Consider the following 26,911-nt stretch of genomic DNA (forward strand, 5'->3'; position numbering starts at 1 on the left):
CATGGGAGAGGAGAAACCGGACGAAGATCTTATGGGGAAACGTAAGTCTTCTCCGCGGTTGTCCCCGACACCTCTCGGTGCCGGTAATATCATTGTGACCCCGTCAGAGGAAAATATACGTTGATCAGGAAAATAATTAGGGTTCGAAGTACGTTCCGTTGAATGTTCCATGCTTTTGAAACGCTGGAGATTGTGGTAACATAACACCAGTTAATCTGTTGAAAATGAATAAGGACAAATCCCGAAGAGGGCTCAAACAGCCGTCTTTTCAACCTCGAAAGGGTAGTTGGAATACAGGGATTCGAGGAGCGGTACGAATTGAGGGTCATATCAGGACAAGCCAAAGGACTCCGGCTCAAAGCGGTTCCGGGCAGCGATACCCGTCCGACTACGGACAAAGTGAAGGAATCTTTATTCAGTATCATAGGGCCGTATTTCGAAGGGGAACGGGTTCTCGATCTGTTCGCGGGAACAGGGGGCTTAGGGATCGAGGCTTTGAGCAGAGGAGCGGCGAACGCGGTTTTTATCGATTCGAGCGCTAAAAGCATCGAGGTCGTTCGGGCCAACCTGGCATTCACTAAATTAACCGAACGGGCAGAAGCGTACCGCAATGATGCGCGAAGAGCCTTAAAGCTACTGCAAAGAGCGGGTAAACCGTTCGACCTTATTTTCCTGGATCCACCGTATGCGATGAAGGACTGCGACGAATTGCTGCTGGATATGGCTTCCAAGGATTTGGTGGCGGAAGACGCGGTCGCGGTCGTAGAGCACCATCCGGACGTCTTATACAAGGATGTTATCGGTAGGTTTAACAGAGTAAGATACGCGACGTACGGCGAGATCGCGTTATCGGTATATCGGTATCACAAACTAGACGAGGCGGACCTAGATCCCTCCTCGGAAATGGAGGAGGATACAGAAGATGAGTCCTCAACAAGCCCGAACTGAGCATGAGTTTCGCATTGCGGTATACCCGGGAAGCTTCGATCCCGTGACGTTCGGACACCTGGATATTATCCGTCGAGCAGCTAAACAATTCGATCGGGTAATCGTAGCCGTCTTGAACAATACCGTGAAAAGTCCGTTGTTCAGCGTCGAGGAAAGAAAAGAACTGCTCGCCGAAGTGACGCGCGATTTGCCGAACGTGGAAATCGATAGCTTTCGCGATCTGCTCGTCCGTTACATGAGATCCCGTCAAGCGCAGGTTATCGTCCGCGGTATTCGCTCCGTGACGGATTTCGAGTACGAGCTGCAAATGGCATCCACGAACAGACAACTGGATGAAGGCATCGAAACGGTATTCATGATGACTAATCCTAAATACTCCTATTTAAGCTCCAGCATCGTTAAAGAGATCGCGAAGTTCAACGGCCCCGTCCAAGATTTGGTCCCGCCGGCGGTCGAGGTCGCTTTGCAGGGGAAGTACGTACCTCCTAACGACTCAACAACTTAAGAGCTTATTAAAAAACCGTTTCCCATTTTGGGAAACGGTTTTTTGTCCACTATTATTTCAAAGAGGCGGGGTATTCTTTTCTTTATTTTTCGCGGGAGTTTTCGGCCGAATGAGAGCGGCCAGCAGCGCTAGCAATAGGAACACGGCGAATCCGGCCAACGCGACGATCATATTCTCGGTTAGATATCCCCAGCCATTGGGAATTGCACCCGCGGCGGCCCATGCCTCCGTTGCCGGCCAGCGATCGGGCCATAGGGTGTCTATAAAGTTCCTGATCGGACGGGATAAAGCCGCCAACGCAAGAGGGTAAGTGATCAACAGCGCGACTGCCCCGTGCAGGAGGCGGCTCGTGACGACCTTGCCCCAAGGAAAAGGAAAGCCCGATCCGAAGGCGGCGCGGGCTTGCAACAGGCCACTCCAACCGCTCCAAGCGAGAGCCGCGGCCAGAAGGGCGGCTGCCTGCGCGGGAGCGCTGGAGAAAAGAGAAGAGCGACTGCTCTCGTATGCGCCTAAATGCATTTCGTAAATACCCGGAATCGCCAGCCATAAATCGTTACCGGGGAAAAATAATTGAATCAAGCGAACGACGACGGCGCAGATCATCATTAATCCGCCTAAGGCCATAAGCGTGCCGACGGCATTGGTCACGGCATCGGCAAGCTGCTTGCCGAACGGCCTTCCGTCGTCCTTCCGGGCGTCTGCCGAAGCGCGAAGCGCTCTTCGGAGCAAAGCGCGGGGATGCGATAAAGGAATTTGCGGTACTCGCGGTTTCCGAGGCTTAGTCAACCGAACCCATAAATAACCCGATATCATGGCGGATATCCATAAACCAAGGGCTATTGCCCATCCTAACTCGGGAGATTGCAGGAAGCCGCTGCCGATGACGATGACGACAAGGAACGGGTTCGGCATATGGGACACGAGAAGAACGGTATCGACGTCGTCGTCCCGAATCATTTCGTTATCCCGGAGTCTTGCGGCTTCCTTCGCTCCGGCGGGGATGCCCGCCGACCAGCCGAACGCGATCGCCCATCCGGACGCGCCGGGCAACCGGAATAGACCTCTCGTCAGCGGCTCCGCAAGAGTGGCCATGCCATGCAGCAATCCCGACGCGGCCAATAGCTCGGCCAACATCAATGGCGGAAGCAACCCCGGGAATACGTTCTGCCACCACACCTGCAAGCCCGATAAAGAGGCGCGGAACGCCTCTCCGGGCGAATGGACGATTCCGACTACGACTAGCAAAGCCGCCGTTCCGAGGATGAGGGAAAGGAAGGCGGAGCCTCTATTATTCGTAACTTTAACCATGCAAATCCCCTCCCCAAGCGGACAAATACATTACAATGTACGCCTTGGGCGGAAAGGATAGACCATCTTGTCCGAGATGAAACGGTTCAAGCATGGCGAATTCGCTATTGATCAAATGCGTATGGGCGGTTTCGTGTAGTCGCGATAAGCCGCCGAGGCGTCCGGATTACGAAAAGCGAGAGAGTAAACGGCGGTCGCTTGAGCATCTAGCGCGAGGAAGGGCGAGCTCTCTTTGGCCGCGGAAGCGACGATGGGGACTTTCGCTTTGGCCCGCATGTCATGAAGCAGCCGCTGTCCGCGTTCGTTGAATCCAAGAACGCGAATATAATCGATTCCCGCGGCAAGCTTCGTCGGGCCGACCGATTCTTTACGATGACCGAGCAAGATTCTAAGCAGCATTCGCTGCAGCTTCGTATGCGTATACCTCTTTGTTTTCAGAGCTTGAAGGAGAGCGGCTATCGAATGTTCCGGGAGTCGGGGGAGCAGGCTTTTGATCCGATGCTCCAAACCTTCGGTTACTTCGGCGTATTCAGAGAGCTGCGATTCGTTCTGACGGTATAATTCATGGAAGAGTTGACTACGGTAATGTTCCCAATGAATCGGCGCCCGCCCTGCCTGAATCTCACGTTTCAGAATATCCAGCGTCGTAGCGGGGACGTAGGCTTCAAGCTGATCGAGGGAACCGGATTGTCCGAGCAATAGCTTGCGAAGAGCGGTAGCGCTGGCAATTCGGATATCCGTGATATCGGATTGCCCGTACTCCGATTTTTCTCTTCTAATTGAAAAAGGGACCATTTTACTGTTGATTTTACGCATCGCTATCAGATAATGTAGACCAAGAGTGTGATTCGGCTCGGTGAGCGAGAAAGCTAGGTCATTCATTCCCTTGCTTTGTAAGTAGGTTTTGGCGGCGGCGGTAAAAGCGGAGGGATAGGGTAGACCTTCCTTTAGACGCGCGGACAGAGTCGATACGAAGTCAGCCGGTTCTTCCGCCAATAACGCGGCCATTGTCCGCAGCGATTCCACGTCTCCGCTTTCGCTTCCGAAACAGACGGAATCCACGATGCCCGTTGCTTCCAGAACGGCGACGGATCCGTATGCGAACCATTGGGCGGGCTGGGAGCTATAAGCCACCGGGAGCTCGAGGACCAGATCGCAGCCCGCTCGCAGCGCCATTTCCGCCCGCGCCCATTTGTCCGCCAACGCCGGTTCTCCCCGTTGCAGGAAATGACCGCTCATGACGGCTACGACGGCATCCGCCCCCGTTATTTTCTTGGATTGCTGCAAATGATAGAGATGTCCGTTATGTAATGGGTTATACTCTACTATGACGCCAACCGTTGACATACCAGTCTCCTTAGCTTAAAAAGGTGAAGTGCCCGTTTGCCACAATATAACACGCGAAGAGCGCGCAAGAGAAGATTACTCGAAAACTCTTCGAAATTGTTGACAAAGGACACGTAATCTCGATATAATAATTTTTGTCTGTTTGGAGTGATATCATTGTTGTTAAAAGTACAAGAGCTTGTAGCCAGGCAACAGCCGTTAGAGCTGCAAGGAACTCTCGACATCGCGGAGTTGTTCCGGGATAGTTCGGAATACAACCCCTTAACGCCGATGAAATACGACCTCGTGGCGAAAGCCGCCGATGATCGTATTCTCGTGTCGGGTCAGCTCGGTTGCGATGTTCGCATGCAGTGCTCGCGCTGCTTGGACATTTTCGACGAATCCGTCAAGCTTCCTTTCGAGGAACAATTCCGGGTCGTTGAAGGCGAAGAGGCTGAACTCAACGAAGACGACGACGAAGCCGTGCCGGTAACGGAAGAGCGGATCGATCTTGCGCCTTATTTAGCGCAGGAGATTGTGGTCCAATTGCCTTATGCACCCCTCTGCAAAGAAGATTGCAAAGGTTTGTGCCCGGATTGCGGAGTGAACCTGAACGAACAATCGTGCGGTTGCAATACGGAGAAAGTAGATCCTCGTATGGCTGCGCTTCAGGATTGGTTTAAATCTCAGAAAGAATAGGCTTTGCTTTGCAGAAGCAATGCGATATTCGGACCTGATAAGGAGGTGGCAGCAATGGCAGTCCCTTTTGCGAAGACATCGAAAGCCCGCAAACACAAACGCCGGACGCACTTTAAGTTGGTAGTTCCTGGTATGGTGAAATGCGAGCAATGTGGAGAATTGAAAATTTCGCACCGCGTATGTAAGGTTTGCGGTACGTACAAATCACGCGAAATCATCAAGCAATAATGTATAGACGCGTCTGGGTTCACGACGGGGCAGCGCATTCGGCCGTACTAGGGGTCGAAGAAGCGCAACTCGCGGTCGTTGCATGCCGGCGCGTTTTTCTTTACGTAGATATTGGCACCAGGTATTAAAGGTTGAATTCAAGATTCGATGTCGAGTAGGCATCTAGGTTTTTACTTCGTGATCAAAAGTTGATTAGTCAGCTTTTCAGCACCGAGAAGGTTGGATGAAACTAGAGACTGAGGAGCGGAGCGTAGGCAAGCCTACGTGAGCACCGGAAGGCTCGGTTGAATTCAAGATTCGATGTCGAGTAGGCATCTAAGTTTTTACTTCGTGATCAAAAGTTGATTAGTGGAAAGCGGTGGTGAGTATGGAACGGCTACCTAAACGTCAGCGTCATCAACAGCTTAGCAAGCTTTTGGACGAAAATCCGTTCCTCACCGACCGGGAACTGACCCGCCAGTTGAAGGTTAGCATCCAGACGATTCGATTGGATCGTTTAGAGCTTGCCATCCCGGAACTCAGGGAAAGGCTGAAGCTAATGGCGGAGCGGTCGTACGATTCCGTTCGCTCTTTGCCTTTGCATGAAGTCATCGGCGACATTCTTGATTTGCAATTGGACAAAAGCGGTATATCCTTGTTCGAAATCAGCGAAGAGCACGTTTTCTCCCGGTCGGGCATCGCACGCGGACATCATGTATTCGCGCAGGCGAATTCGCTCGCGGTCGCGGTCATCAACGATGAGATCGCATTGACGGCTTCGGCGGACATCCGATTCATAAGACCTGCTCGTTTGGGCGAGAAATGTATCGCGAAAGCATACGTTAGAACGATGGGCGAGCAAAAGGGAAAAGCAAAAGTCGAAGTTTTTACATACGTTGGCGAAGAAATGGTGTTTCAAGGAAACTTCATCATCTATCGATCCGCGGGCGAATCGAAAACATAAAGGGAGTGTAGCTTATGCGGATTGCCATTGATGCCATGGGCGGAGACCACGCGCCGCGCGCCCACGTCGAAAGCGCATTGTCTGCGGCAGCCGAATGGCCGGATACGCATCTGATTTTGGTTGGCAATCCGGAAGTGCTCCAGCCTTTATTGGGCAACGGCGCTCCTAGCAATATATCCATCGAAGCCGCTCTGGAAGTGATCGGGAGCGAAGACGAACCGGTCAAAGCCGTTCGTCGCAAAACGGATTCTTCCATGGTCGTAGCGGGCAGAATGGTAAAGGAAGGCAAGGCGGACGCCATGATATCGGCAGGCAATACGGGTGCTCTAATGGCGACCGGCTTGCTTGTCGTCGGTCGTCTTAGCGGCATAGAGAGACCGGGATTGGCCGCTATTTTCCCGACTTTGGACAATAAGGGCATTCTAGCCCTCGACATGGGCGCGAATATGGATGCGAAGCCCGAGCATCTGGTGCAATACGCGCTCATGGGAAGCTTATATCGCAGCAAGGTACATGGAATTGATAAGCCGCGCGTCGGACTGCTGAACGTCGGTACCGAAGCGGCTAAAGGGAATGAGTTAACTAAGGCCGCGTTCGGCATGCTGGAGGAAGCGCCGATTAATTTTATCGGCAATATCGAGTCCAGGGATGTCCTAGCAGGCAACTGCGACGTGATCATCTGCGACGGATTTTCGGGCAATATCATGCTGAAGGCCGTGGAAGGAGCGGCGTCGACGATCTTTCAGCTGTTGCGGGAAGAATTGACTTCTACCCTTACGTCCAAGATTGCTGCCGCAATGCTTAGACCGAGCTTCCGTCGCGTTCGGGATAGAATGGATTATAACGAGTATAACGGCGCGCCCCTGCTCGGCGTTAACGGATTGGTCGTCAAGGGACATGGCTCCTCGGATGCGAAAGCGATGAAGACGGCGATCCGGCAAACGCGCACGGCAATCGGCAACGGGCTAATCGCGGCTTTGGCCGATGAATTCAGCGGAAAGTGAGAGAGGCGCATGAATGGAATTTCCGTCGGTATTCTCGGAACGGGTAAATACGTTCCGGAACGCCGCTTAACGAATCAAGATTTAGAGCAGATGGTAGACACGAACGATGAATGGATCGTTACGCGCACGGGCATACGGGAGAGAAGGATCGCGGCTCCCGAGCAAGCAACCTCGGACCTTGCTTACGAGGCTTCCGTTCAAGCGTTGAAATCTGCGGGTATAACGGCGGATGAGCTCGATCTGATCATCGTGGCGACGATAACTCCGGATATGTTCTTCCCTTCGACGGCTTGCTTGCTTCAGGAGAAGCTAGGCGCGAAGAAAGCCGCGGCGTTCGATTTATCCGCCGCGTGCTCGGGTTTCATATACGGATTGGCGAACGCGAACGCGCTTATCGCGACGGGAATGTATCGCCATGTTCTCGTAGTCGGCGCGGAATGCTTGTCCCGGATTACGGATTATACGGACCGTAACACTTCCATCCTCTTCGGAGACGGAGCGGGCGCCGTCGTGCTTGGACATGTTCCGGAAGGTAGGGGCTTCAAGTCCTTCAAGCTCGGAGCGGACGGAGCCGGCGGGGATCTGCTACGCATTTGCGGTGGCGGGTCGCGTCTGCCGTCCACCGAGCAATCGGTAAGCGATCGCCGTCACTTCATCGAGATGAACGGTCGGGACGTATTCAAATTCGCCGTGCGCGTTATGGGAAGCGCGGCGGAGGAAGCCTTATCCAGCGCAGGTTACGAGAAAGCGGACATCGATCTTCTTATTCCTCATCAAGCGAATATCCGAATCATCCAGTCGGCGCTCGAAAGATTGAATCTATCCGAAGACAAAGCAATGATCAACTTGGACCGCTACGGAAACGTATCCGCCGCATCTATCCCGCTGGCGCTAGCGGAAGCTGTCGAACAGGGGCGGGTAAACGAAGGGGACTGCCTAGTGCTCGTCGGCTTCGGCGGGGGATTGACTTGGGGCGCGTCCGTTCTGATTTGGTAAGGTAGAGGAGGAATTGATCTTGGGTAAAATCGCATTCGTATTTCCGGGGCAGGGAGCGCAAGCCGTCGGCATGGGGAAAGATGCATACGAGGGCAACGATGCCGCTCGGGCTATCTTCGATCAAGCGGACGAGCTTCTTGGATTCTCGCTGACTAAGCTAGCATTCGAAGGGCCGGACGAGCTCTTGCGCCAAACGGCGAATACGCAACCGGCATTACTTGCGACGAGCATCGCGTTATTGGAGACTTACAAAGCCCAGAACGTGAAGCCGGATTTCGTGGCCGGACACTCTCTGGGGGAATATAGCGCTCTTGTCGCGGCGGGAGTGCTGTCGTTCGCGGATGCCATTCGACTCGTACGTGCGCGCGGTCAATTCATGGAGCAAGCGGTCCCTAGCGGACAAGGCGCAATGGCGGCCGTGCTTGGAGCCGAGCGAGAAGCGCTGCAAGCGCTGTGCGTCGATATCTCGGCTACGACGGGGCTCGTGGAGCTTGCCAACGTGAATTGCCCGGGACAGATCGTCGTATCCGGTTCCGCCGAAGGCGTAGCCGCCGTAGTAGAACGGGGCAAAGAGGCCGGGGCGAAACGAGTGATTCCGCTGGACGTCAGCGGGCCGTTTCATTCTTCGCTTATGCAGCCCGCAGCGGACAATCTGGCCGTCGAGCTAGCCAAGGCGGATTTCCGCGATTCGGAGATTCCCGTTATCGCGAACGTGAATGCTAGCCCCGTCACTTCCGGGCAGGAGCTTCGCGGGTTGCTCGTGAAGCAGGTTGTATCGCCGGTTCAATGGGAGGACTCCATTAAATATCTTATCGCGCAAGGCGTAGATACGTTCGTGGAGATCGGTTCCGGCACCGTGCTTGCGGGCTTGATCAAGAAGATCGATAAGTCCGTTCAGGTCATTTCGATAAATAACGCGGCGTCCGCCGCGGCAGTTGCACAATGAAGCTGAAACAGCGACAATGTACGAGAGGGTGATTGAAATTATGGCGACGTGGGATTTGAACGGAAAGAGCGCTTTGGTAACCGGAGCGTCCCGGGGAATCGGCCGTGCGATCGCGATCGCGCTTGCGGAAGCCGGCGCCGACGTGGCGGTCAATTATTCGGGGAGCGAAGCGGCCGCTGCCGAAACCGTTAAGGCGGTGGAGGCGCTCGGACGCAAAGCGATCATGGTCAAAGCGAACGTCGGCAAGTCAGCGGAGTTCGAGGGCATGGTATCCGCGACGATCGAAGCATTCGGCAAGCTCGACATACTCGTGAATAACGCGGGCATCACGCGTGATAACCTAATCATGAGAATGAAGGAGTCCGAATTCGACGAAGTCATCGAAACGAACTTAAAAGGCGTGTTCAACGGCCTTAAAGCCGTTACCCGCTCGATGATGAAACAGAGGTCCGGCCGAATTATCAACATCACCTCCGTCGTCGGCGTTCTTGGTAATGCCGGACAAGCGAATTATGTCGCCTCGAAAGCCGGAGTAATCGGCTTAACGAAGTCTGCGGCAAGGGAATTGGCGTCCCGGGGAATTACGGTAAATGCCGTGGCTCCCGGTTTCATCGAGTCGGATATGACCGACAAGTTGCCTGCCGAGTATCGGGAGAAGCTGCTTGGGGACATTCCGATCGGACGCATGGGCCGTCCCGAGGACATTGCGGCGGCCGTCGTATATCTCGCTTCCGAAGCGGCTTCTTACATGACGGGCCAAACGATTCACGTCGATGGCGGAATGTACATGTAGCTTCGTTCGCGGTAGCTTTTTGTCCATGTTTCACGTATAATACGTTAAGGGAGGTGAACCGGATGTCCGATGTACAAGAACGCGTAAAACGCATCGTTATCGAACGCCTAGGTGTTGAAGAGGCGGAGGTAACAGCCGAAGCATCCTTTAAAGACGACTTAGGCGCTGACTCTCTAGATGTGGTAGAACTCGTTATGGAACTCGAAGACGAATTCGACTTGGAGATTTCAGACGAGGATGCAGAGAAGATCACAACCGTGGGAGAAGTCGTTAAATACATACAATCTCATGCGTAAATGATCGACCGGGTCCCGTTATTGCGACGGGACTTCTGCACATTTATTATGCCGCTTCACACTCGGGAGCGTAGATTAAACGGAATTACCCTGAAGAGGTGAATGGTTTTGACACAGCGTGTTGTCGTCACAGGTATGGGGGTCGTCACGTCCCTCGGATCCGACTTGCCAACGTTCTGGAACAACTTGCTGAACGGGAAGTCGGGCATTAGTCAAATAGAAGCATTCGATACAACAGAATATACAACGAAGATTGCTGCGGAGATCAAGGATTTCGATCCTAGCGTATATATCGACAAGAAAGAAGTCCGCAAGATGGACCGTTTCGTGCAATTCGGCGTGGCCGCAAGCAAGATGGCCATCGAAGACGCGAAGCTCGTTATCGGCGAGAATGCCGATCCCGAACGGGTCGGCGTCGTCGTCGGCTCGGGAATCGGCGGACTGGGCACTTGGGAAGACCAGCATACGTTGCTGATGGAGAAAGGTCCTCGTCGCGTAAGTCCGTTCTTCATTCCGATGATGATCGCGAACATGGCCAGCGGCCAAATTTCGATGGTCACGGGAGCGAAAGGTCCGAATTCCGCGGCCGTTTCGGCTTGTGCCACCGGAACGCATTCCATTGGCGACAGCTACAAAATGATTAAATACGGGGATGCCGACGTGATGATCTGCGGCGGCGCGGAAGCGACGATTCGTCCGATCGGAATGGCCGGATTTTGCGCCATGAGAGCAATGAGCACCCGCAACGATGAGCCGGAGAAAGCAAGCCGTCCATTCGATGCGGACCGTGACGGTTTCGTGATGGGCGAGGGCTCTGGAGTAGTAATTCTTGAATCGCTTGAGCATGCGCAGAAGCGGGGAGCCCATATTTATGCCGAAATCATTGGCTATGGTATGAGCGGCGATGCGCATCACATGACGGATCCTGATCCGGACGGTGCTGCGCGTTGCATGAAGAAGGCTTTGAACGACGCGGGAATCGAGCCGGAAGCGGTTCAATACATTAACGCTCACGGAACTTCGACCGGTGCCGGCGACAAATCCGAGACGACCGCGATCAAGAAAGCTTTCGGCGACCACGCCTATAAGCTAGCGGTTAGCTCGACGAAGTCGATGACGGGACATCTGCTCGGCGCTGCCGGCGGAGTCGAAGCTATTATTTTGGGCTTGACCCTTCAGAATGGGATCATTCCTCCGACCGTTAATTTAGACAATCAAGATCCCGAATTGGATCTGGATTTCGTACCGAATAAACCGCGCGAAGCGGATGTGACGGTGGGATTGTCGAATTCCTTCGGATTCGGCGGCCACAACGCAACCATTATCATGCGAAAATACGAAGCCTAATAAGCGCGTGAACGTCGACGCAGGCGGCATATGCTGCCTGCGTCGTCTGTTTATGGGGCGCAGTCGAGGTGAGAGACAATGGATGATGTATTCCGGCAATTGCAGGAGCGAAGCGGCCTGACCTTTCGTAACCCGGCGCTGCTGAAGCAAGCCTTCACGCATACCTCCTACGTTAACGAACAGCGCGGAGCTCGAATCGCCGATAATGAAAGACTCGAATTTCTTGGCGACGCGGTGCTGCAATTAACCGTGTCCGAATATTTATACCGGATTTACCCGGATTCTCCGGAAGGGGAAATGACCCGTTTGCGGGCGAGTATCGTCTGCGAACCGTCGCTTGTCCGTTTTGCCGAGGCGCTCGATTTCGGGCAGGTCGTGCTGCTCGGCAAAGGGGAGGAGCAAACGGGAGGCCGAACCAGGCCGTCGTTGCTCGCGGACGCTTTCGAAGCGTTCTTGGGCGCTCTTTATTTGGATCAGGGATTAAACGCGGTACGCGCGTTTTTGGAACGGCATCTGTTTTCCTTGTTGCCTCAGGACGGACAGGCTCCTCTCAAGGACTTTAAGACGGAGCTGCAAGAGAAGGTTCAACAGTTGTCGATGGGCGCGCTTGATTACCGGATCGTCGAAGAGCGCGGACCCGCTCACGACCGGGAATTCGTGGCCATGGTCGCTATCGGCAAGCAACGTCTGGGCAAGGGGATCGGGCGTTCTAAGAAAGAAGCGGAGCAACGGGCGGCTTCCCAGGCGCTCATTACGTTCGCGAAGCAATATCCAGGGTAACCGACCGACTCGAGAGGAGAAATCGTCCTTATGTATTTGAAAAGAATCGAGCTGACCGGGTTTAAGTCGTTCGCGGACCGAACCGAACTGGAATTCGTACGGGGAATCACCGCGGTGGTAGGGCCGAACGGCAGCGGCAAGAGCAATATATCCGACGGCATCCGATGGGTGCTCGGCGAGCAGAGCGCGAAATCGCTTCGCGGCGGCAATATGCAGGACATTATTTTCGCCGGAAGCGATTCCCGGAAGGCGGTTAATTTCGGCGAGGTTTCGCTCACGCTTGATAACATGGATAAGGCATTGCCCTTGGATTTCAGCGAAGTCACGGTAACGCGCCGCGTTCATCGGAACGGGGAAAGCGAGTATCTGATCAACAAGCAGCCTTGCCGGCTGAAGGATATTACGGAGCTGTTCATGGATACGGGGATCGGCCGCGAAGCTTATTCGATTATCGGTCAGGGCCGCATCGAGGAAATTCTGAGTACGCGTTCCGAAGATCGCCGGGGAATATTCGAAGAGGCTTCCGGGATCGTGAAGTACAAGAGCCGGAAGAAGGAAGCACAGAAGAAGCTCGAGGATACCGAGAACAACTTGATTCGGATCCATGATCTCGTCGTCGAGCTGAAGGCGCAGATAGATCCGCTTAAGGATCAATCGGAGAAAGCCGAAGCCTACAAATTATTAAAAGAAGATTTGAAAAACAAAGAAATCGCGCTTTACGTTCATCAGATCGAGGGAGTTCATACTTCCTGGACGCAGACGAACGAGAAGCTTGCGGTTCTTCGCGACGAACAGCTCGGATTATCTACTTTCGTCAGCAAGCACGATGCCATTCTAGAGGACGAACGTCAAGCATTGGTTCGTTTAGAGGAGCTCTTGGAAAGGCTGCAGGACGAATTGCTCCGTTGCAGCGAGGAAACGGAGAAGTCGGAAGGTTACGTAGAGTTGCTTAACGAACGTCGGGTGCATTTGGATCGCACCCGCGAAGGATTGCAACAGTCGCTGACGTCCGCTGAAGAACGTTTCTCGATAGCTACGGCGGAAGAAGCGACCTTGAGGTTAAAACGGACGCAGCTAGAGACGGAATTGTCATCTTTGTCGGCGAAGCTGAAGGATGAGGAAGAGAGGCTCGCGCTGGCCGACGGAAGCACGGAAGTCGAAGAGCGCCTGAAAGGCGAATTGTTCGACACGTTAAACGCGATGGCGCAAGCCCGCAACGATATTCGATACGGCGACGGCCAGCGGGAAGTGCTGGAGCGTCGGGTCGCCCGTATCGCGGAAGAGGAAGCCAAGTGGCGCGAACAAATGGATGCGCTATCGGCAAAACGCGAGAAGCTCGACGAGAAAATCGCGGAGGTGACGAGAACGCTCGCGGAAGTTCGCGACCGTTATGTCTCCGAAGGAGCGCGATCGGGCGAATTGCAGCGGAAGCTGGAGGAAGCGCAAGCTTCCGTGCGCCGATTCGAGCAGAAGAAGGAGGCTCTCGTATCCCGAAGGGATACGATCAAAGAGCTGCAAAACGATTACGACGGTTTCCAGCACGGCGTTCGGGAAGTGCTCAAGGCTTCCAAACGAGGAAATCTTCACGGCGTCCACGGCGCCGTGGCGGAGCTCGTCAGCGTTCCGGGTCACCTCGAGGTCGCGATTGAAACGGCGCTTGGCGCCGCTCTTCAGCATATCGTGATGGAAGACGAGAAAACTTCGCGCACCGCGATCGCATACTTGAAGCAACGCCAATCGGGCAGGGCTACGTTCCTGCCGCTTGACGTCATCCGGGCGAGAACCTTGCCGGATAGCGACCGCCGCATGCTGGAGCAAGCCGAAGGGTTCATCGGCGTGGCTTCCGAGCTCGTAGGTTCCGAGCCGAAATACGCGGGAATCGTAAGCAGCATGCTCGGCAACGTGCTTATCGCCGAGTCGCTGGAATTGGCGAATCGCATCGCATCCAGGCTGCAGTATCGTTTCCGGGTCGTAACGCGGGACGGAGACGTCGTGAATGCCGGTGGTTCGATGACGGGCGGCAGCTTGCAGAAGAAATCGTCCAGCTTGCTCGGTCGTCAGCGACAGCTCGAAGAGCTGGAGCGGGAGATCAAAGAAGCCGAGACGGCAAGGGAACGAGCCAAAACGGAAGTCGACGGCTTGAAGAAAGAACATGCGCAAGTCGCGCAAAATATCGAGTTGCTTCGTAATCAAGGAGAGCAGGAGCGCCTTAAGGAGCAGCAAACGACCGGAGAGCGCGATCAGCTGTCTCAGGATGGAAAACTGCTCGAGGAGCAGCATGCCTCGTTGCAGGGCGAGAAGGCGGCTTTCGACGCGGAAGCCGGCGGATTGAACTCCAGCAAGGAGGAAGCGGAGGCGAGGCTCGCCGCCTTAACGTTGGAAGAAACGCGGATTCAAAGCCGGATTCGCGAAGCGGAAGAGCTCCGGCGCAAAAGCGCGTCCGCCAAGGAAGAGTTGCAGGCGACGCTGACCGAACTGAAAATATCCATCGCGAGGCTAGAACAGGATCGAAGCGCGATAGAAGAGCAGGCTGGGCGCCAACGCGCCGATCTTTCCCGCCTAACCGCGGAAAGAAAGCAATTTAAGGAGCAGTTGGAGCATAACGAAACGGAAACCGCGCGTACGACGGAGGAATCGGTTCAGCAGCGAGAGCGTTTGAACGAACTGAGAATCCAGAAGAAGCAATTCACGGAAAACATAGAATTCAAACGCGCGGATCGCGCGGAGAAGCATCGCGAGCTGGAGCGTAAGGAAGGCGAGACGAAGGATCAGCGCGCAAAGCTTCGCAACGTAGAGGAAGGTTTGCGTCAAGCGGAAATCGCCGTCAACCGGATGGACGTCGAGCTCGACAACCTGCTTCGCAAGTTGACCGAGGAATACGAGATCGGTTTCGAGCTAGCCAAGGAACGGTATCCGGTTCCCGAGGATATTCCGACGACGCAGAACGAAGTTCGCGACATGAAGCGGAAAATCACTTCGCTCGGGGACGTAAACCTGGGAGCGATCGAGGAGTACAAACGCGTATTCGAGCGTTTCCACTTCCTCACCGAACAAGAAAACGACCTGATCGAAGCGAAGACGAAGCTGCACGGTATCATTCGCGAGATGGACGAGGAGATGTCCAAGCGTTTCCGCACGACGTTCGAGGAGATACGCAAGCATTTCGTCGTCGTGTTCTCCAGAATGTTCGGCGGGGGACGCGCGGATCTCGTCTTGGTCGAGCCTGATCGCCCGCTGGATACCGGCATCGACATCGTCGCTCAGCCGCCAGGCAAGAAGTTGACGAATTTGCAATTGCTATCCGGTGGCGAGAGAGCGCTAACGGCCATCGCATTGTTGTTCGCCATCCTGAACGTGAAGCCCGTTCCGTTCTGCGTACTGGACGAAGTCGAAGCCGCGCTGGATGAAGCGAACGTGGCCCGATACGCGCAATACATGCGCGAATTCTCGGATTCGACGCAATTCATCGTCGTAACCCACCGCAAAGGAACGATGGAAGAGGCGGACGTGTTATACGGGGTTACGATGGAAGAAGGCGGCGTATCGAAGCTCGTATCCGTCCGGCTGGAAGAGGACGCGGAGAAGTTTACGGAGCCGGCAACGGCCTAAAACAAGCTATAATTCAGGATCGACGAGTTGGAGGAAACGGATATGAGTTTTTTCAAGCGGTTAAAGGAAAGTATCGCCTCTAAGACCGAAGCGGTAACGAGTAAGTTCCGCGAAGGCTTGGCGAAGACGCGCGACGCTTTCGTCGGTAAAGTGGAAGAGTTATTCAGCCGGCGCAAAAAGATCGACGAAGAGTTCTTCGAGGAGCTCGAAGAAATATTGATCGGAGCGGACGTCGGAGTAAATACGGTTATGGGATTGATCGACGAACTTCGAGCGGAAGTCAAAAAACGCAAAATCGAGGAGCCTTCCGAATTGCGTCCGATTTTGTCCGAGAAGCTCGTAGGGATGCTGAAGGGTTCCGGCGAAGAGGTCGGAATCAACGAAAGCGCGAACGGAATTACGGTTATTTTGTTCGTCGGCGTGAACGGCGTAGGGAAAACGACGACGATCGGAAAGCTCGCTTGGCGTTACAAGCAGCAAGGCAAGAAGGTGCTGTTGGCAGCGGGGGATACATTCCGTGCCGGGGCGATCGAGCAATTGGAAGTGTGGGGCGGAAGAGTCGGAGTCGACGTCATCAAGCAAGAGTCCGGGTCCGATCCGGCCGCGGTCATGTTCGATGCGGTTCAAGCGGCCAAGAAACAGAACGTAGACGTGCTAATCTGCGATACGGCCGGTCGGTTGCAGAATAAATCGAACCTCATGGAAGAGCTCGCCAAGATCCATAGAGTCATTCAACGGGAAATTCCCGGCGCTCCGCACGAAACGTTGCTCGTTCTCGATGCGACGACGGGTCAGAACGCGTTGCAACAAGCGAAGCTGTTCGGCGAGAAGAGCGGCGTCACGGGACTGGTACTCACGAAACTGGACGGAACTGCCAAAGGCGGCATTGTTATCGCGATACGCAACGAGCTGTCCTTGCCGGTCAAGTTCGTCGGCTTGGGAGAGAAGATGGACGACCTGCAGCAGTTCGACGCGGATCAGTTCGTTCACGCTTTGTTTGCCGGTCTGGCAGGCACGGAAGAAACGGAAGAAGCGAACGGTTAACCGAGTTTACATTCAAAAGGCCTCCGAATTCATCGGAAGCCTTTTGCTCTATTACCCGCTTTTCAATCGATCGGACTCCTATTTTATCGCGAAGGTGCATTCGGCTCGGGGCTGCTCATCGTAAAATATCCTTTGCCTATTCGCTTAATATCGTTTTCGGTAGCCGGCCTGACAATAAAAGCTTTATTCTTGATCCAGATGATTTCCTCGTCTTGCGAATGCAGCAGATAGTCCTCGTACGGCAAAGTGGCGTTGTTGTTCATAGTCTCTCCTTTCGCTGGATTCCATCGCAGATGCGAGGGGTTAGTACAGTATAATTCATGAAGGTTAAGAATGTTGTTGAATATTGTCTTTCACAAACTTTTTACAATTATTTTACAAATGGGGCGATCTCGATCAAGTTAGAGCGTCTAATATCGATTACATACGCGTTGCTGAACAACGAGGTGATTTCGGCTTCGGAGTTGGCCGATAAATATCAAGTTTCCCAACGAACGATATACCGCGATATCGAAGCGATCGGAGCCGCCGGAATTCCCGTCGTTTCCTATCAAGGGGTTAACGGAGGCTTCGGCATTATTGAGGAATACAAAATGGACAAGAGTCTTCTGCGGACGGTCGATATACAATCCCTGATCACTCTTCTTCATAGTACGGCGACCGTATTCAAGGATTATCGCGCGGAAGAAACCTTGAATCGGCTCCAAACGATCCGGCAGGGCGATCCGAATCCGAGTCTTACGCTCGATTTCGGGAGCTGGAGGACGAACAACGAAATTCTGCATACGTTACGCAAAGCCATCGAGGAACAAAACGTCATTCGTTTGGAGTATACGAACGCGGGCAACGAGACGACCGATCGCGTCATCGAGCCCGTCGGCTTGCACTTTAAATATTACTCTTGGTATTTGCACGGGTTTTGCAGGGAGCGCAAGGACTACAGGGTTTTTAAGCTGTCCAGAATAACGGGTATTCAATGCTTGAAGGAGAGGATCATCGGAAACCATGCCCAGGCGCCGAGAGACATTTGGAACAATTTCAAACCGTCGCCGGAAATGGACGAGGCCGAGATCGTCGTTTCGGGGAGCTCGATTACGAAGGCTTTGGATACGTTCTACGGCGATGACTTGCAATTCAACGAGGACGGAACGCTTACTTGCAACACGACGTTTAACGCGAAGGAGCCGGAGTGGCTCCTGTCCATTGTTCTGGGCTTCGGCGAGAACGCGGTCGTGAACCGGCCCGAGGAGCTCAAGCGCTTGCTTCGAGAAAAAATCGTAAAAATGCTGCAGAGATATCCCGAAGTATGACAGTCAGCTGTCATACTTCATCTTCTATGATGTTCTTATAAAGAACGCATAGAGGAGCTGGGGAAATGCATTATCATCATCACATTCTTGAAGAACAGGTTCGGGAGCAAAGCAGGGCAATTCGTTTCATCGACCGAAACGGATGGAAATGGAATTCTCGTAGAAGGCGTTCCGACCTAATGGTGCGAATATCGAACTTCTTGCTACTTAATGCGTTTTGATCATTCCCTAATAGAGAATTGCGATGGCGACAGGGCTAATGAAATGCTCCGTCGCTTTTTGCGTTATTCGCTAAAGCAGTTACATTCTCCTCGACGTAGGTGTAATTTACTAAAATCCAGCTTTCGCGTTATGTAATCTAACAAAGAAGGAGAAGCGACATTGATGGCGTACGCAAAGTCGTCATAAAATGAAGCATTAGCGATTCGATTATGGACTTTGAGAGATTAATCCGGCTGCCATCAACAATAATTAATGTAATAATACATAACATACTTATTGCAACGAAACAATTTTACCCCTAATATGTTATATATATTTACAAACAATTCACATATTTAATTGCTAAAAGGGTTAAATATGAGCTTGATAAGGGAGGGACGTCCATGTATTTGACAGTCGAGCAAGCTTTATCGGTATACCCGCTGTCCGAAGGGAAGCTCATTGCCGGCAATACGGGAATCCATCGCATCGTAAAGTCCGTTAACGTCATGGACGCGCCCGACATCACGGATTGGATCAAAGAAGGAGAAATGCTGCTTACGACCGCATACTTGTTGAAGGACGACCCGGAGGATGCCATGAAGCTTCTGAATAGGCTGAACGAATGCGGTTCGGCGGGCCTTGGTATCAAGCTGGGGAGATTCTGGACGTCCGTGCCCGTCAATCTGGTCGAGCAAGCGAACGAATTGGGTTTCCCGCTTATCGAACTTCCCTATCAATTCACGTTTTCGGATCAAATGAACGGCTTGTTTCAAGCCGAGATGAAGCGTAGCACGGGGATGCTGCAGGATGTTCTGAACAAACAAATCCGCCTGATGAGATTCGCTCTCCAATCGGAGCCGATACATCGTCTTTTCGAAGCGGTAACCGACGTGATCGGCGATCCGGTAGCTATTATCGGTTCTAGAGGCCAGATCGTCTATAATTCGTCGAACGTACCCGAGGAGAGGTTATTGTCCGAACGACCAACTTCTCCGCATTCTAAGTGGGTCAAGCACAAGGAGTGGCAAGCTTATCAGGTTCCGCTAATGAAACAGGACCAATGCACGGGATACGCGATGTTCTTTAATTCAAGGTTCTTCTTGTCTTCTATAGAAGAAAGTTTATATTTGCAAGCGGCGGAGTTGTTATCGTATCACCTGAATTTCAATTACGAAGATTATTTCGAGCATTCCGTCCAGAAAGACTTTGGTCTGCTCATTAAGCGACATCTGAAACACGGGCTTCCCATCGAGACGGTTATGGAGTACGAGCAACGCTGGGAAATCGACTTATTTAAGCAACCCTACCGTTGCGTTCTGACCGATTTTCCCCTCTCGTCGCAATCGGAGGTCCGCATGGAAAAGCTGGAATTCCTGAAAAAGGAATACTTGAGCCATACGAGACTGCAGGAGCTAAGAGGCATCCACTTCGTCGTGGACGAAGGAGTCGTCTCCTTGTTCCCCGATCGGGCGGAGGATGGCGGAGAAGCTTTGTTATCCGCGCTCGACTCGTGCTTTTCCGGCAAAACGGATAGGGCGGAATTGCCGATCGCCTCGATCAGCGGCCGCAAGAAAAAGGCGGAGCAATTATTCGAAGCGTTCGACGAATGCCGAGAAACCCATCGGTTGGCGAGAAGCTGGGGAATGACCGACAGACTCCTCAAATTCGAGACGCTGGATATGGCGTTTATTTTCGAATCCGTACCCAAGGAAAAGATGAAAACGTATTGCGATAGATGGCTGGGAGGATTGCTCGGCCGGGATCCCGAGTACGTCCAAGAGATGATGAGAACGCTAGAAACCTACCTCGATAATGACGGGCAGTTAAACGAAACGGCGAAACGGTTGTTCATCCACCGCAATACGGCGACTTACCGGATCGAGAAACTGGGGGAACTGCTCGACGTCGATTTCAAAAGAATCGACGATATATTGAGATTAAAGATGGCATTTCTCTTCAGAAGGCTGCTGAGCAGGGAAACCTCGGCGACGGATCGCATACGGTGAAATAGGAAGCAAAGAAGGCAGCGCAGAGGAGACGTGGATCAATGGCGACGAAGCTTATCCGCAACGCGGTAATCATGACGATGAATGCAGGGAACGAGATCGTTCAAGGCGATATTTTCATCTCGGATAACGTAATTAAAGAGATAGGCGCTAATCTGAACGCCCAAGCGGATAGGGTCATCGATGCGGGAGGAAAAGTGCTTCTCCCGGGTTTCGTGCAGACTCATATTCATTTATGCCAAACCTTATTCCGAGGCAGGGCGGACGACCTGGCTCTAATCGACTGGCTTCGCCAGAAAATATGGCCTCTGGAAGCCGCGCACGACGAAGATTCGGTTTATTATTCCGCGTTGCTCGGGTTGGGAGAACTGATTCGCAGCGGCACGACGACGATATTGGACATGGAGACCGTCCATCATACGGAGTCCGCCTTCCGCGCTATAGAGGAAAGCGGGATGAGGGCTTTGTCGGGCAAGGTCATGATGGATCACGGAACAGAGGTTCCGCTGGCGCTTCAAGAGAATACGCAAGCCTCTCTGCAGCAAAGCGTGGACTTATTGGAGCGTTGGAACGGCGCCGCGAACGGTAGGATTCAATACGCCTTTTGCCCGAGGTTCGTCGTCTCTTGCACGGAAGAGCTGCTGGTCGGCGTTAGGGACTTATCCGAGCGATACAAGGTTAAGGTCCATACGCACGCATCGGAGAACTTGGACGAAATCGCGTTGGTCGAAGCGGAACGGGGCATGCGCAACGTCGTTTATTTGGATCACATCGGACTCGCGAAGCCGAACTTGATTCTTGCGCACAGCATTTGGCTGAACGACGAGGAGAAAAGAATTATTCGAGACAGGGGAGTGAAGGTAACTCACTGTCCCGGCTCCAACATGAAGCTGGCTTCCGGGATTGCCCAAGTTCCCGAGCTCTTGAGGGAAGGTATTAAAGTGGGGATCGGAGCGGACGGTGCCCCCTGCAACAATAATCTGGATATGTTTCAAGAAATGCGTTTGACCGCCTTCATTCAGAAAATCCAGCATGGGCCAACGGTGATGGATTCCAGAACGGTGCTTCGGATGGCCACGATGGGCGGGGCGGAAGTGTTAGGCATGGAAAACGAAATCGGGAGCATCGAAGTAGGCAAATTGGCGGATTTGCAGCTTCTCGACTTGGAAGATTTTCACGTCTATCCTTCCTATGACGCGGATTTGTTCTCCAGAGTCGTCTACGCGGCCACAAGGGGAGACGTGGATACGGTTATGATCGACGGAGAAATCGTCATGCAAGGCAAAGTCGTCAGGACCATCGATCGTACAAGAGTGCTGAAGGAATCCGATCGTACGCTGAAAGGGTTATTAAGCAGAATAGGATAGAACGGGGGATGACGGAATGGATGGTTACTCGATCTTGACCTATGCGCATCAAGTTGGAAAGCCGGCCGTGCTCGCGACCCTAGTTCATACGGAAGGACATTCTTACCGCAAAGTAGGAGCTTCCATGCTGTTATTGCCGGGCGGCGGCAAAATCGGAAGCTTAAGCCCGGGTTGTCTGGAATCGGATCTGTGGGAGAGGGTAAACGAGCTTCTTCTCGCCGGAGAGGCCGAACTCGTCACTTATAACATGAAGCCGGAGGAGGATGCGATCTGGGGAGAAGCTATCGGTTGCGGCGGCATTGTGCGAATCTTGCTTGAGCCGCTGGACGATCGTTCTCTTGCTTCGCTCGCGGAAGCTTACGTTGCCGTTTCGGCAGGAAACGAGGTCGAAATGATTCGCTTTCCTGCCGGAAAACGATTCGACTACGAATTTGTTCCCGTTCATGGCGGGACTCAGCCTCTTCGAACGGCGTTACCCACGCGGGATAATCGGAGGAATCCGTTGTTCTCGACCGTTTTCAAACCGAGGCCAAGATTGTTCGTTTACGGAGCGGACGAAGGAACGAAGCCGATTGTCCGATTGGCGACAAGCGTTGGATTCCGCGTAGCGGTCGGGGATTGGAGGTCGTCCCTATGCAATGACCGACGCTTCCCCGAAGCGGAGCTCGCGGTCGGGTCTCCGATGGAAATCGCAACCGCGCTTGGATTGGATGCCTCCGATTATTTCTTGATATGCAGTCACCAGCTTCGGATGGACCGCGAGATGCTGGAACATGCATTGCCTATGCGGCCAGGTTATATCGGAGTCATGGGATCCCAAAATAGAATTCGGCACTTGCTGGAAGGACTCCCCGGCACGGATATTATTAGCGCCCCTGTAGGCGTCGATATCGGCGCGGAAGGATCGGAAGAGATTGCCGTAAGCATCGCGGCTCAATTGATCGCGGCAAGGAAAGATCGGCAAAGCAGGCGAGGGGTGAGCGGCATTGCGTATCGTTGGGATCTATATGGCAGCGGGGCAGAGCAAGAGGATGGCGGTACCCAAGCTTTCCTTGGAGCTTGCGCCAGGTAGTCGTCTTGGGACGTTGGCGATATCCGAAATGATCGGCAGCGATCTATTCGATTCCATCATCGTCGTCGTTCGGGAGCAAGACGGATTGTTATGGATTCCCGAGCCGTCGCGGCGGAGTAACGGAGAAGCAGAAGCGGAAATACGTATCGTACCTTGCGCGGAAGCTTCTCGAGGCATGTCCTTCTCTCTTCGCGAAGGGCTGAAGGAGGCGTTGGCGCTGCAACCCGACGCCGTGATGATCGTGCTTGCGGATCAGCCATTCATTACTTCGAGATTACTGAGCAGCTTGATTGCCTCGTATAAGAACGAACCGGATTCGGATTTCGTCGCTTGCGCGGGACGTTCGAACGCGATGCCTCCCGTATTGTTCTCTCCGTCCATGTTCTCCGCGTTAAGCGGATTGGAAGGAGACGCGGGAGCTAGGAAGCTGTTAGCTTCCCCCGCGTACCGCGGCGTACTCGTGGAGGTTGCATCGGAAACGATGTTCACGGATGTCGACACTCCCTTCGATCTGCAGGAGGCGCGCCGCCATTGGTCTGAAACTAAGGGGAAGGGAGGCCATTCCGATGAGTCCGACGATTTCGGTGGAAATGAGCCAAATATGCAAGCAATTCGGTAAAGTGGCTGCGAACGATCATGTCGATTTTAGCGCCAACGCCGGTGAAATCCATGCATTGCTCGGGGAGAACGGAGCGGGGAAAAGCACGATGATGTGCATGCTGTCCGGCGTATATCGTCCGACAAGCGGAACCATTCGGCTATTCGGCCACTCGGTAAAAATTCGTTCTCCCAAGGAAGCCGCTCAGTTGGGCGTCGGAATGGTGTTCCAAAATTTTCGGCTCGTGCAAACGTTGACCGCCTCGGAAAATATCGTTCTGGGAGAGAAGTCTTCATTCTGGCGCGGGGCGAAGTGGATGAAGGAGAAGCAGGAGGAAATTCGCGGGATTTCGGAGAAATTCGGTCTCGCATTTCCGGTTGATCGTCCGATCTGGCAATTGTCGGTCGGAGAACAGCAGCGCGTTGAGATCGTGAAGACGCTCTATCGCGGAGCGGGACTTATCATCTTGGATGAGCCCACCTCCGTGTTGACGCCGGGCGAGGCGGACCAGTTGTTCGTTACGCTGGAGAAGCTGAAAGCGGAAGGAAAGACGATCATCTTGACGACGCATAAGCTCAAGGAAGTCATGGCGGCGGCGGACAGAATATCGGTCATGCGCAAGGGCCGAATGATCCGTACCGTCGATAAGAGCGATACAAGCGAGCGAGAGTTGGCGCAGATCATGGTCGGGAAGGAAATTTCGCCTCCGCGAGCGATGGCCAAGCGCGAGAAAGGGAAATCGTTGCTCAGCGTGCAGCATCTGGACGTATATGCCGAGCATGGGCGGAAGGCATTGGATCGATTATCGCTGGAAGTCCATCAAGGGGAAATCGTCGGCGTCGCCGGCGTTGCGGGCAACGGACAGAAAGAATTGGCGGAAGTGCTTTCCGGTTTGCTTCCGTGGAAGCAAGGTCGAGTCGTCTTTAACGGACAGGAAATGAGAACCGCCTCGGTCCGCCATGCCATCGAATCGGGCATCTCCCATGTTCCCGAGAACCGCATGAAGAGCGGATTGGCGGGTAGCCTGGGTATCGTTGATAATTTGTTGTTCAAATCCTACCGTACGAAGGAGCGCTCATGGCTCGGCTTTCTACGGATCGGACGCAACCGACAGTGGTCGCAGGAGCTGGTCGAGCAGTTCGACGTGAAAACTCCGGATTTGGACACGCCGGTTCAGCAATTATCGGGAGGCAATCAGCAAAAGCTTCTATTCGCGCGAGAGATTAACCGTCAGCCTCTTCTGATGATCGCGGTTCACCCGACGCAGGGTTTGGACATCGGGGCAACGGAAGGCGTGCATAGACTGCTAGCGAATTTACGGGACTCCGGAAAATCGGTGCTGCTGATTTCGGAGGATTTGGACGAAGTTATGCAACTATCCGATAGAGTGCTCGTGATATACAACGGTGCCATCATCGGAGAGATGTCTCGGGAGGAAGCGGACCGGGAGAGAATCGGTCAATACATGGCGGGTCTTCATGACGGCGGGGAGGAAGCGGTATGAACAAGCAACCGGTGACGGGAGAGGTTCCCCTTAACCAAGGAGGAGCTTCCTCATCGTCTAGATTCATTCGTCTTCCGTATCGGTTGGAATACGACCCTAGCAAACGGGTAAACGTCTGGTGGATAACGATAGCGTCCGTCTTGCTTGCTTTGATCGTCTGCGGAATATTCATCGCGGCGAACGGGATGAATCCGTTTCCCGTATACAAAAAGCTATTATCCGGCGCTTTCGGAAGCTCTTTCGGCTTAACGGAAACGTTGGTCAAATCCATTCCGTTGCTCTTATGCGGATTAGGGGTATCCATTGCTTATCGAATATCGGTGTGGAACATCGGTGCCGAGGGACAATTCGCGGCCGGCGCGATCGCGGCGACGGCCGTCACGATCTATTTCCCCGAATTGCCGATCTATATTAGCATACCGCTCATGATGGCATTCGGTGTCGCGGCCGGCGCCTTCTGGGGCTTGTTGACGGCGATTCCCCGAACTTATTTTCAAGTCAACGAACTGATAACCTCCTTAATGCTTAATTACGTCGCCTTGTTGGCTTTGAACTACGTCGTTTTCGGACCTTGGAAAGATCCGAAGGGCTTTAACTTCCCGGGAACGCCGGTGTTCACCGCGTCTCAATCGTTGCCCGTACTCGGCGATTCCCGCTTGCATCTGGGGCTCGCGTTCGCGATAATCGTGGTCGTCCTGTACGCGTTCACGATCAAGTACACGCGATGGGGATACGAACTGAGGTTGATCGGAGCCAACGCGGAAGCCGCTAAGAACGCCGGGATCCGCATCTCGCGCCACATCATCATCGTCATGCTCATTAGCGGAGGTTTAGCGGGGCTTGCCGGGATGAGCGAAGTATCCGGCGTCACGCACCGCCTTATGTACGGAATATCTCCGGGATACGGCTACACGGCCATTATCGTAGCCTGGCTTGCCAAGCTGAATCCCGTGGGGCTCGTCGTCTCCTCTTTCTTATTCGGAGGTTTGATCGTCGGTGGGTATAGCGTTCAGACGCTCGGATTACCGTCGTCCATATCCAACATGCTTCAAGGCGCGATATTGTTCTTCTTGATCGCGGGCGATACGATAGGCAAATTTCGACTAAAGCGCAACGATTAAGGAGGCGGAAAAGCGATGGATATGTTGATTCAAATCATAGTCGCCGCGGTCGGCTCCGGGACTCCTCTCTTGTTCGCGACGTTGGGCGGAATTCTTATCGAACGGTCGGGTATCATTCAATTGGGCGCGGAGGGGCTCATGCTCATGGGTGCCGTCGTGGCGTGCATGACTTACTTGAATACGGGGAGTCTGGGTTTGGCGCTGTTGGCCGTATTCGCCGTAAGCGCCATACTTGGCGTCATCCACGGGTTTTTGACCGTAACGCTTATCAGTAACCAGATCGTATGCGGACTTGCGATGACCTTGTTCGGCGCGGGATTAAGCGCCTATCTCGGCAAATCCTACAGCGGCATCCCGCTTCCGGGCTCCGTGCCGAAATGGCACATGCCGGGACTGGAAAATATCCCGTTGATCGGCGATCTGTTCGCCCATCTGGACGTGCTGACTTGGTTTAGCTTCTTGCTCGTCATCGTCATGCATCTGTTCATACATCGGACTTCGTGGGGACTTCATCTTCGCGCGATCGGCGATAATCCTCCTACCGCGGACGTCATGGGCATCCGAGTTCAGGCTTTCCGCTATGGATATATCGTCGTCGGCTCCATGCTGATCGGATTGGCCGGCGCGGACATGCTGCTGGTATATTCCCCGACGTGGACCGAAGGAATGACTTCCGGACGAGGCTGGATCGCCGTCGCCCTCATCATCTTCGCCAGGTGGAATCCCGTTCGCGCGTTGGTATGCGCCTACTTCTTCGGAGCGCTGGATACGATCGGCTTCCGGTTTCAATTGCTTGGCAGCCATATTCCGTCTTATTTTCTCAAAATGATTCCTTATATCGTAACGATTCTCGTGCTGATGTACTTAGGTTGGCGCAATCGCAATAAACCTTCCGGGGCTCCGGAGGCGTTGGGAATCCCCTACATCAGGGAGCAAAGATTCTAATTAAATGAGAAG

The 26,911-nt window shown here is 53.5% G+C and carries 25 protein-coding genes; 22 read left to right on the forward strand and 3 right to left on the reverse strand.

Annotated features, from left to right (window positions below; all coding sequences use genetic code 11):
- Nucleotides 1–318: 318 nt before the first annotated feature.
- Both rsmD and coaD read left to right on the forward strand, forming a co-directional pair.
- Nucleotides 319–948 (forward strand): 16S rRNA (guanine(966)-N(2))-methyltransferase RsmD, encoded by a 630-nt coding sequence (rsmD, locus tag DFP95_RS02240; RefSeq protein WP_115990914.1) that lies wholly within the window; start codon nucleotides 319–321, stop codon nucleotides 946–948.
- The gene (gene coaD, locus DFP95_RS02245; protein WP_115990915.1) at nucleotides 923–1,453 is read left to right on the forward strand and encodes a pantetheine-phosphate adenylyltransferase; all 531 of its coding nucleotides are present in this window, start codon (nucleotides 923–925) and stop codon (nucleotides 1,451–1,453) included. Before rsmD ends, coaD begins: the two co-directional genes overlap by 26 nt.
- A 57-nt stretch (nucleotides 1,454–1,510) precedes the next feature.
- Here coaD and DFP95_RS02250 read toward each other — a convergent pair whose 3' ends face one another.
- Nucleotides 1,511–2,761 (reverse strand): nucleoside recognition domain-containing protein, encoded by a 1,251-nt coding sequence (locus tag DFP95_RS02250; protein WP_115990916.1) that lies wholly within the window; start codon nucleotides 2,759–2,761, stop codon nucleotides 1,511–1,513.
- A 111-nt stretch (nucleotides 2,762–2,872) separates the two neighbouring features.
- Nucleotides 2,873–4,108: a nucleotidyltransferase gene (locus tag DFP95_RS02255; protein WP_115990917.1), complete on the reverse strand. Its 1,236-nt coding sequence runs from the start codon at nucleotides 4,106–4,108 to the stop codon at nucleotides 2,873–2,875.
- 156 nt (nucleotides 4,109–4,264) lie between these two features.
- On the opposite strand from DFP95_RS02255, the gene DFP95_RS02260 reads away from it, so the two are divergent.
- The 12 genes from DFP95_RS02260 (at nucleotide 4,265) to ftsY (ending at nucleotide 16,772) form a co-directional block, all read left to right on the forward strand.
- On the forward strand, nucleotides 4,265–4,786 hold the full coding sequence (locus DFP95_RS02260) for a YceD family protein (RefSeq protein WP_115990918.1): 522 nt from the start codon (nucleotides 4,265–4,267) through the stop codon (nucleotides 4,784–4,786).
- Between the two features lie 54 nt (nucleotides 4,787–4,840).
- Entirely contained in the window at nucleotides 4,841–5,014 is a 174-nt protein-coding gene (gene rpmF / locus DFP95_RS02265) for a 50S ribosomal protein L32 (RefSeq protein ID WP_115990919.1), read from the forward strand.
- Between the two features lie 367 nt (nucleotides 5,015–5,381).
- On the forward strand, nucleotides 5,382–5,957 hold the full coding sequence (fapR, locus tag DFP95_RS02270) for a transcription factor FapR (RefSeq protein ID WP_115990920.1): 576 nt from the start codon (nucleotides 5,382–5,384) through the stop codon (nucleotides 5,955–5,957).
- A gap of 14 nt (nucleotides 5,958–5,971) precedes the next feature.
- Entirely contained in the window at nucleotides 5,972–6,961 is a 990-nt protein-coding gene (gene plsX, locus DFP95_RS02275) for a phosphate acyltransferase PlsX (protein WP_115990921.1), read from the forward strand.
- Between the two features lie 9 nt (nucleotides 6,962–6,970).
- Complete coding sequence (locus DFP95_RS02280; RefSeq protein WP_115990922.1) at nucleotides 6,971–7,957, forward strand: beta-ketoacyl-ACP synthase III; 987 nt, start codon at nucleotides 6,971–6,973, stop codon at nucleotides 7,955–7,957.
- 19 nt (nucleotides 7,958–7,976) lie between these two features.
- Entirely contained in the window at nucleotides 7,977–8,903 is a 927-nt protein-coding gene (fabD, locus tag DFP95_RS02285; RefSeq protein ID WP_115990923.1) for an ACP S-malonyltransferase, read from the forward strand.
- Nucleotides 8,904–8,943: 40 nt separating this feature from the next.
- Nucleotides 8,944–9,696 carry a 3-oxoacyl-[acyl-carrier-protein] reductase gene (gene fabG, locus DFP95_RS02290; protein WP_115990924.1) on the forward strand — a complete coding sequence of 251 codons (753 nt, stop codon included), beginning with the start codon at nucleotides 8,944–8,946 and terminating at the stop codon, nucleotides 9,694–9,696.
- A 62-nt stretch (nucleotides 9,697–9,758) separates the two neighbouring features.
- Nucleotides 9,759–9,992: an acyl carrier protein gene (acpP, locus tag DFP95_RS02295; protein ID WP_115990925.1), complete on the forward strand. Its 234-nt coding sequence runs from the start codon at nucleotides 9,759–9,761 to the stop codon at nucleotides 9,990–9,992.
- A gap of 108 nt (nucleotides 9,993–10,100) precedes the next feature.
- Nucleotides 10,101–11,339 (forward strand): beta-ketoacyl-ACP synthase II, encoded by a 1,239-nt coding sequence (gene fabF / locus DFP95_RS02300; protein WP_115990926.1) that lies wholly within the window; start codon nucleotides 10,101–10,103, stop codon nucleotides 11,337–11,339.
- 78 nt (nucleotides 11,340–11,417) lie between these two features.
- Entirely contained in the window at nucleotides 11,418–12,119 is a 702-nt protein-coding gene (rnc, locus tag DFP95_RS02305; RefSeq protein ID WP_115990927.1) for a ribonuclease III, read from the forward strand.
- Between the two features lie 30 nt (nucleotides 12,120–12,149).
- Nucleotides 12,150–15,728 carry a chromosome segregation protein SMC gene (smc, locus tag DFP95_RS02310; protein WP_115990928.1) on the forward strand — a complete coding sequence of 1,193 codons (3,579 nt, stop codon included), beginning with the start codon at nucleotides 12,150–12,152 and terminating at the stop codon, nucleotides 15,726–15,728.
- Nucleotides 15,729–15,770: 42 nt separating this feature from the next.
- A complete protein-coding gene (gene ftsY, locus DFP95_RS02315) occupies nucleotides 15,771–16,772 on the forward strand; it encodes a signal recognition particle-docking protein FtsY (protein ID WP_115990929.1) in 1,002 nt (333 codons plus the stop codon).
- A gap of 83 nt (nucleotides 16,773–16,855) precedes the next feature.
- On the opposite strand, the gene DFP95_RS02320 is transcribed toward ftsY, so the two are convergent.
- Nucleotides 16,856–17,035, reverse strand: coding sequence for a hypothetical protein (locus DFP95_RS02320; RefSeq protein ID WP_115990930.1), 180 nt, complete (start codon nucleotides 17,033–17,035; stop codon nucleotides 16,856–16,858).
- 156 nt (nucleotides 17,036–17,191) lie between these two features.
- On the opposite strand from DFP95_RS02320, the gene DFP95_RS02325 reads away from it, so the two are divergent.
- From DFP95_RS02325 to DFP95_RS02360, 8 genes are all read left to right on the forward strand, one after another.
- The gene (locus DFP95_RS02325; RefSeq protein WP_281273390.1) at nucleotides 17,192–18,082 is read left to right on the forward strand and encodes a helix-turn-helix transcriptional regulator; all 891 of its coding nucleotides are present in this window, start codon (nucleotides 17,192–17,194) and stop codon (nucleotides 18,080–18,082) included.
- A 605-nt stretch (nucleotides 18,083–18,687) separates the two neighbouring features.
- On the forward strand, nucleotides 18,688–20,292 hold the full coding sequence (locus DFP95_RS02330; RefSeq protein WP_115990931.1) for a PucR family transcriptional regulator: 1,605 nt from the start codon (nucleotides 18,688–18,690) through the stop codon (nucleotides 20,290–20,292).
- Between the two features lie 41 nt (nucleotides 20,293–20,333).
- Nucleotides 20,334–21,659 (forward strand): 5'-deoxyadenosine deaminase, encoded by a 1,326-nt coding sequence (locus DFP95_RS02335; RefSeq protein WP_115990932.1) that lies wholly within the window; start codon nucleotides 20,334–20,336, stop codon nucleotides 21,657–21,659.
- A gap of 16 nt (nucleotides 21,660–21,675) precedes the next feature.
- Entirely contained in the window at nucleotides 21,676–22,731 is a 1,056-nt protein-coding gene (locus DFP95_RS02340) for an XdhC family protein (protein WP_115990933.1), read from the forward strand.
- Nucleotides 22,691–23,350 carry a nucleotidyltransferase family protein gene (locus DFP95_RS02345; protein ID WP_181907221.1) on the forward strand — a complete coding sequence of 220 codons (660 nt, stop codon included), beginning with the start codon at nucleotides 22,691–22,693 and terminating at the stop codon, nucleotides 23,348–23,350. The genes DFP95_RS02340 and DFP95_RS02345 overlap by 41 nt, the downstream gene beginning before the upstream one ends.
- Nucleotides 23,298–24,833, forward strand: a complete 1,536-nt coding sequence (locus tag DFP95_RS02350) for an ABC transporter ATP-binding protein (RefSeq protein ID WP_115990935.1) — start codon at nucleotides 23,298–23,300, stop codon at nucleotides 24,831–24,833. The genes DFP95_RS02345 and DFP95_RS02350 overlap by 53 nt, the downstream gene beginning before the upstream one ends.
- Entirely contained in the window at nucleotides 24,830–25,954 is a 1,125-nt protein-coding gene (locus DFP95_RS02355) for an ABC transporter permease (protein ID WP_115990936.1), read from the forward strand. The genes DFP95_RS02350 and DFP95_RS02355 overlap by 4 nt, the downstream gene beginning before the upstream one ends.
- Before the next feature lie 15 nt (nucleotides 25,955–25,969).
- Nucleotides 25,970–26,899 carry an ABC transporter permease gene (locus tag DFP95_RS02360; protein WP_115990937.1) on the forward strand — a complete coding sequence of 310 codons (930 nt, stop codon included), beginning with the start codon at nucleotides 25,970–25,972 and terminating at the stop codon, nucleotides 26,897–26,899.
- The last annotated feature ends 12 nt before the right edge of the window (nucleotides 26,900–26,911 follow it).

The sequence above is a fragment of the Cohnella lupini genome, assembly GCF_003386205.1.
Classification (GTDB): domain Bacteria; phylum Bacillota; class Bacilli; order Paenibacillales; family Paenibacillaceae; genus Cohnella; species Cohnella lupini.

Coding starts and splice junctions, on each gene's coding strand:
- coaD (WP_115990915.1), top strand. CDS start 923: ATGAGTCCTCAACAAGCCCGAACTGAGCATGAGTTTCGCATTGCGGTA.
- DFP95_RS02250 (WP_115990916.1), bottom strand. CDS start 2,761: ATGGTTAAAGTTACGAATAATAGAGGCTCCGCCTTCCTTTCCCTCATC.
- DFP95_RS02255 (WP_115990917.1), bottom strand. CDS start 4,108: ATGTCAACGGTTGGCGTCATAGTAGAGTATAACCCATTACATAACGGA.
- rpmF (WP_115990919.1), top strand. CDS start 4,841: ATGGCAGTCCCTTTTGCGAAGACATCGAAAGCCCGCAAACACAAACGC.
- fapR (WP_115990920.1), top strand. CDS start 5,382: ATGGAACGGCTACCTAAACGTCAGCGTCATCAACAGCTTAGCAAGCTT.
- plsX (WP_115990921.1), top strand. CDS start 5,972: ATGCGGATTGCCATTGATGCCATGGGCGGAGACCACGCGCCGCGCGCC.
- DFP95_RS02280 (WP_115990922.1), top strand. CDS start 6,971: ATGAATGGAATTTCCGTCGGTATTCTCGGAACGGGTAAATACGTTCCG.
- fabG (WP_115990924.1), top strand. CDS start 8,944: ATGGCGACGTGGGATTTGAACGGAAAGAGCGCTTTGGTAACCGGAGCG.
- acpP (WP_115990925.1), top strand. CDS start 9,759: ATGTCCGATGTACAAGAACGCGTAAAACGCATCGTTATCGAACGCCTA.
- rnc (WP_115990927.1), top strand. CDS start 11,418: ATGGATGATGTATTCCGGCAATTGCAGGAGCGAAGCGGCCTGACCTTT.
- smc (WP_115990928.1), top strand. CDS start 12,150: ATGTATTTGAAAAGAATCGAGCTGACCGGGTTTAAGTCGTTCGCGGAC.
- ftsY (WP_115990929.1), top strand. CDS start 15,771: ATGAGTTTTTTCAAGCGGTTAAAGGAAAGTATCGCCTCTAAGACCGAA.
- DFP95_RS02320 (WP_115990930.1), bottom strand. CDS start 17,035: ATGAACAACAACGCCACTTTGCCGTACGAGGACTATCTGCTGCATTCG.
- DFP95_RS02330 (WP_115990931.1), top strand. CDS start 18,688: ATGTATTTGACAGTCGAGCAAGCTTTATCGGTATACCCGCTGTCCGAA.
- DFP95_RS02335 (WP_115990932.1), top strand. CDS start 20,334: ATGGCGACGAAGCTTATCCGCAACGCGGTAATCATGACGATGAATGCA.
- DFP95_RS02340 (WP_115990933.1), top strand. CDS start 21,676: ATGGATGGTTACTCGATCTTGACCTATGCGCATCAAGTTGGAAAGCCG.
- DFP95_RS02345 (WP_181907221.1), top strand. CDS start 22,691: ATGGCGGTACCCAAGCTTTCCTTGGAGCTTGCGCCAGGTAGTCGTCTT.
- DFP95_RS02350 (WP_115990935.1), top strand. CDS start 23,298: ATGAGTCCGACGATTTCGGTGGAAATGAGCCAAATATGCAAGCAATTC.
- DFP95_RS02355 (WP_115990936.1), top strand. CDS start 24,830: ATGAACAAGCAACCGGTGACGGGAGAGGTTCCCCTTAACCAAGGAGGA.
- DFP95_RS02360 (WP_115990937.1), top strand. CDS start 25,970: ATGGATATGTTGATTCAAATCATAGTCGCCGCGGTCGGCTCCGGGACT.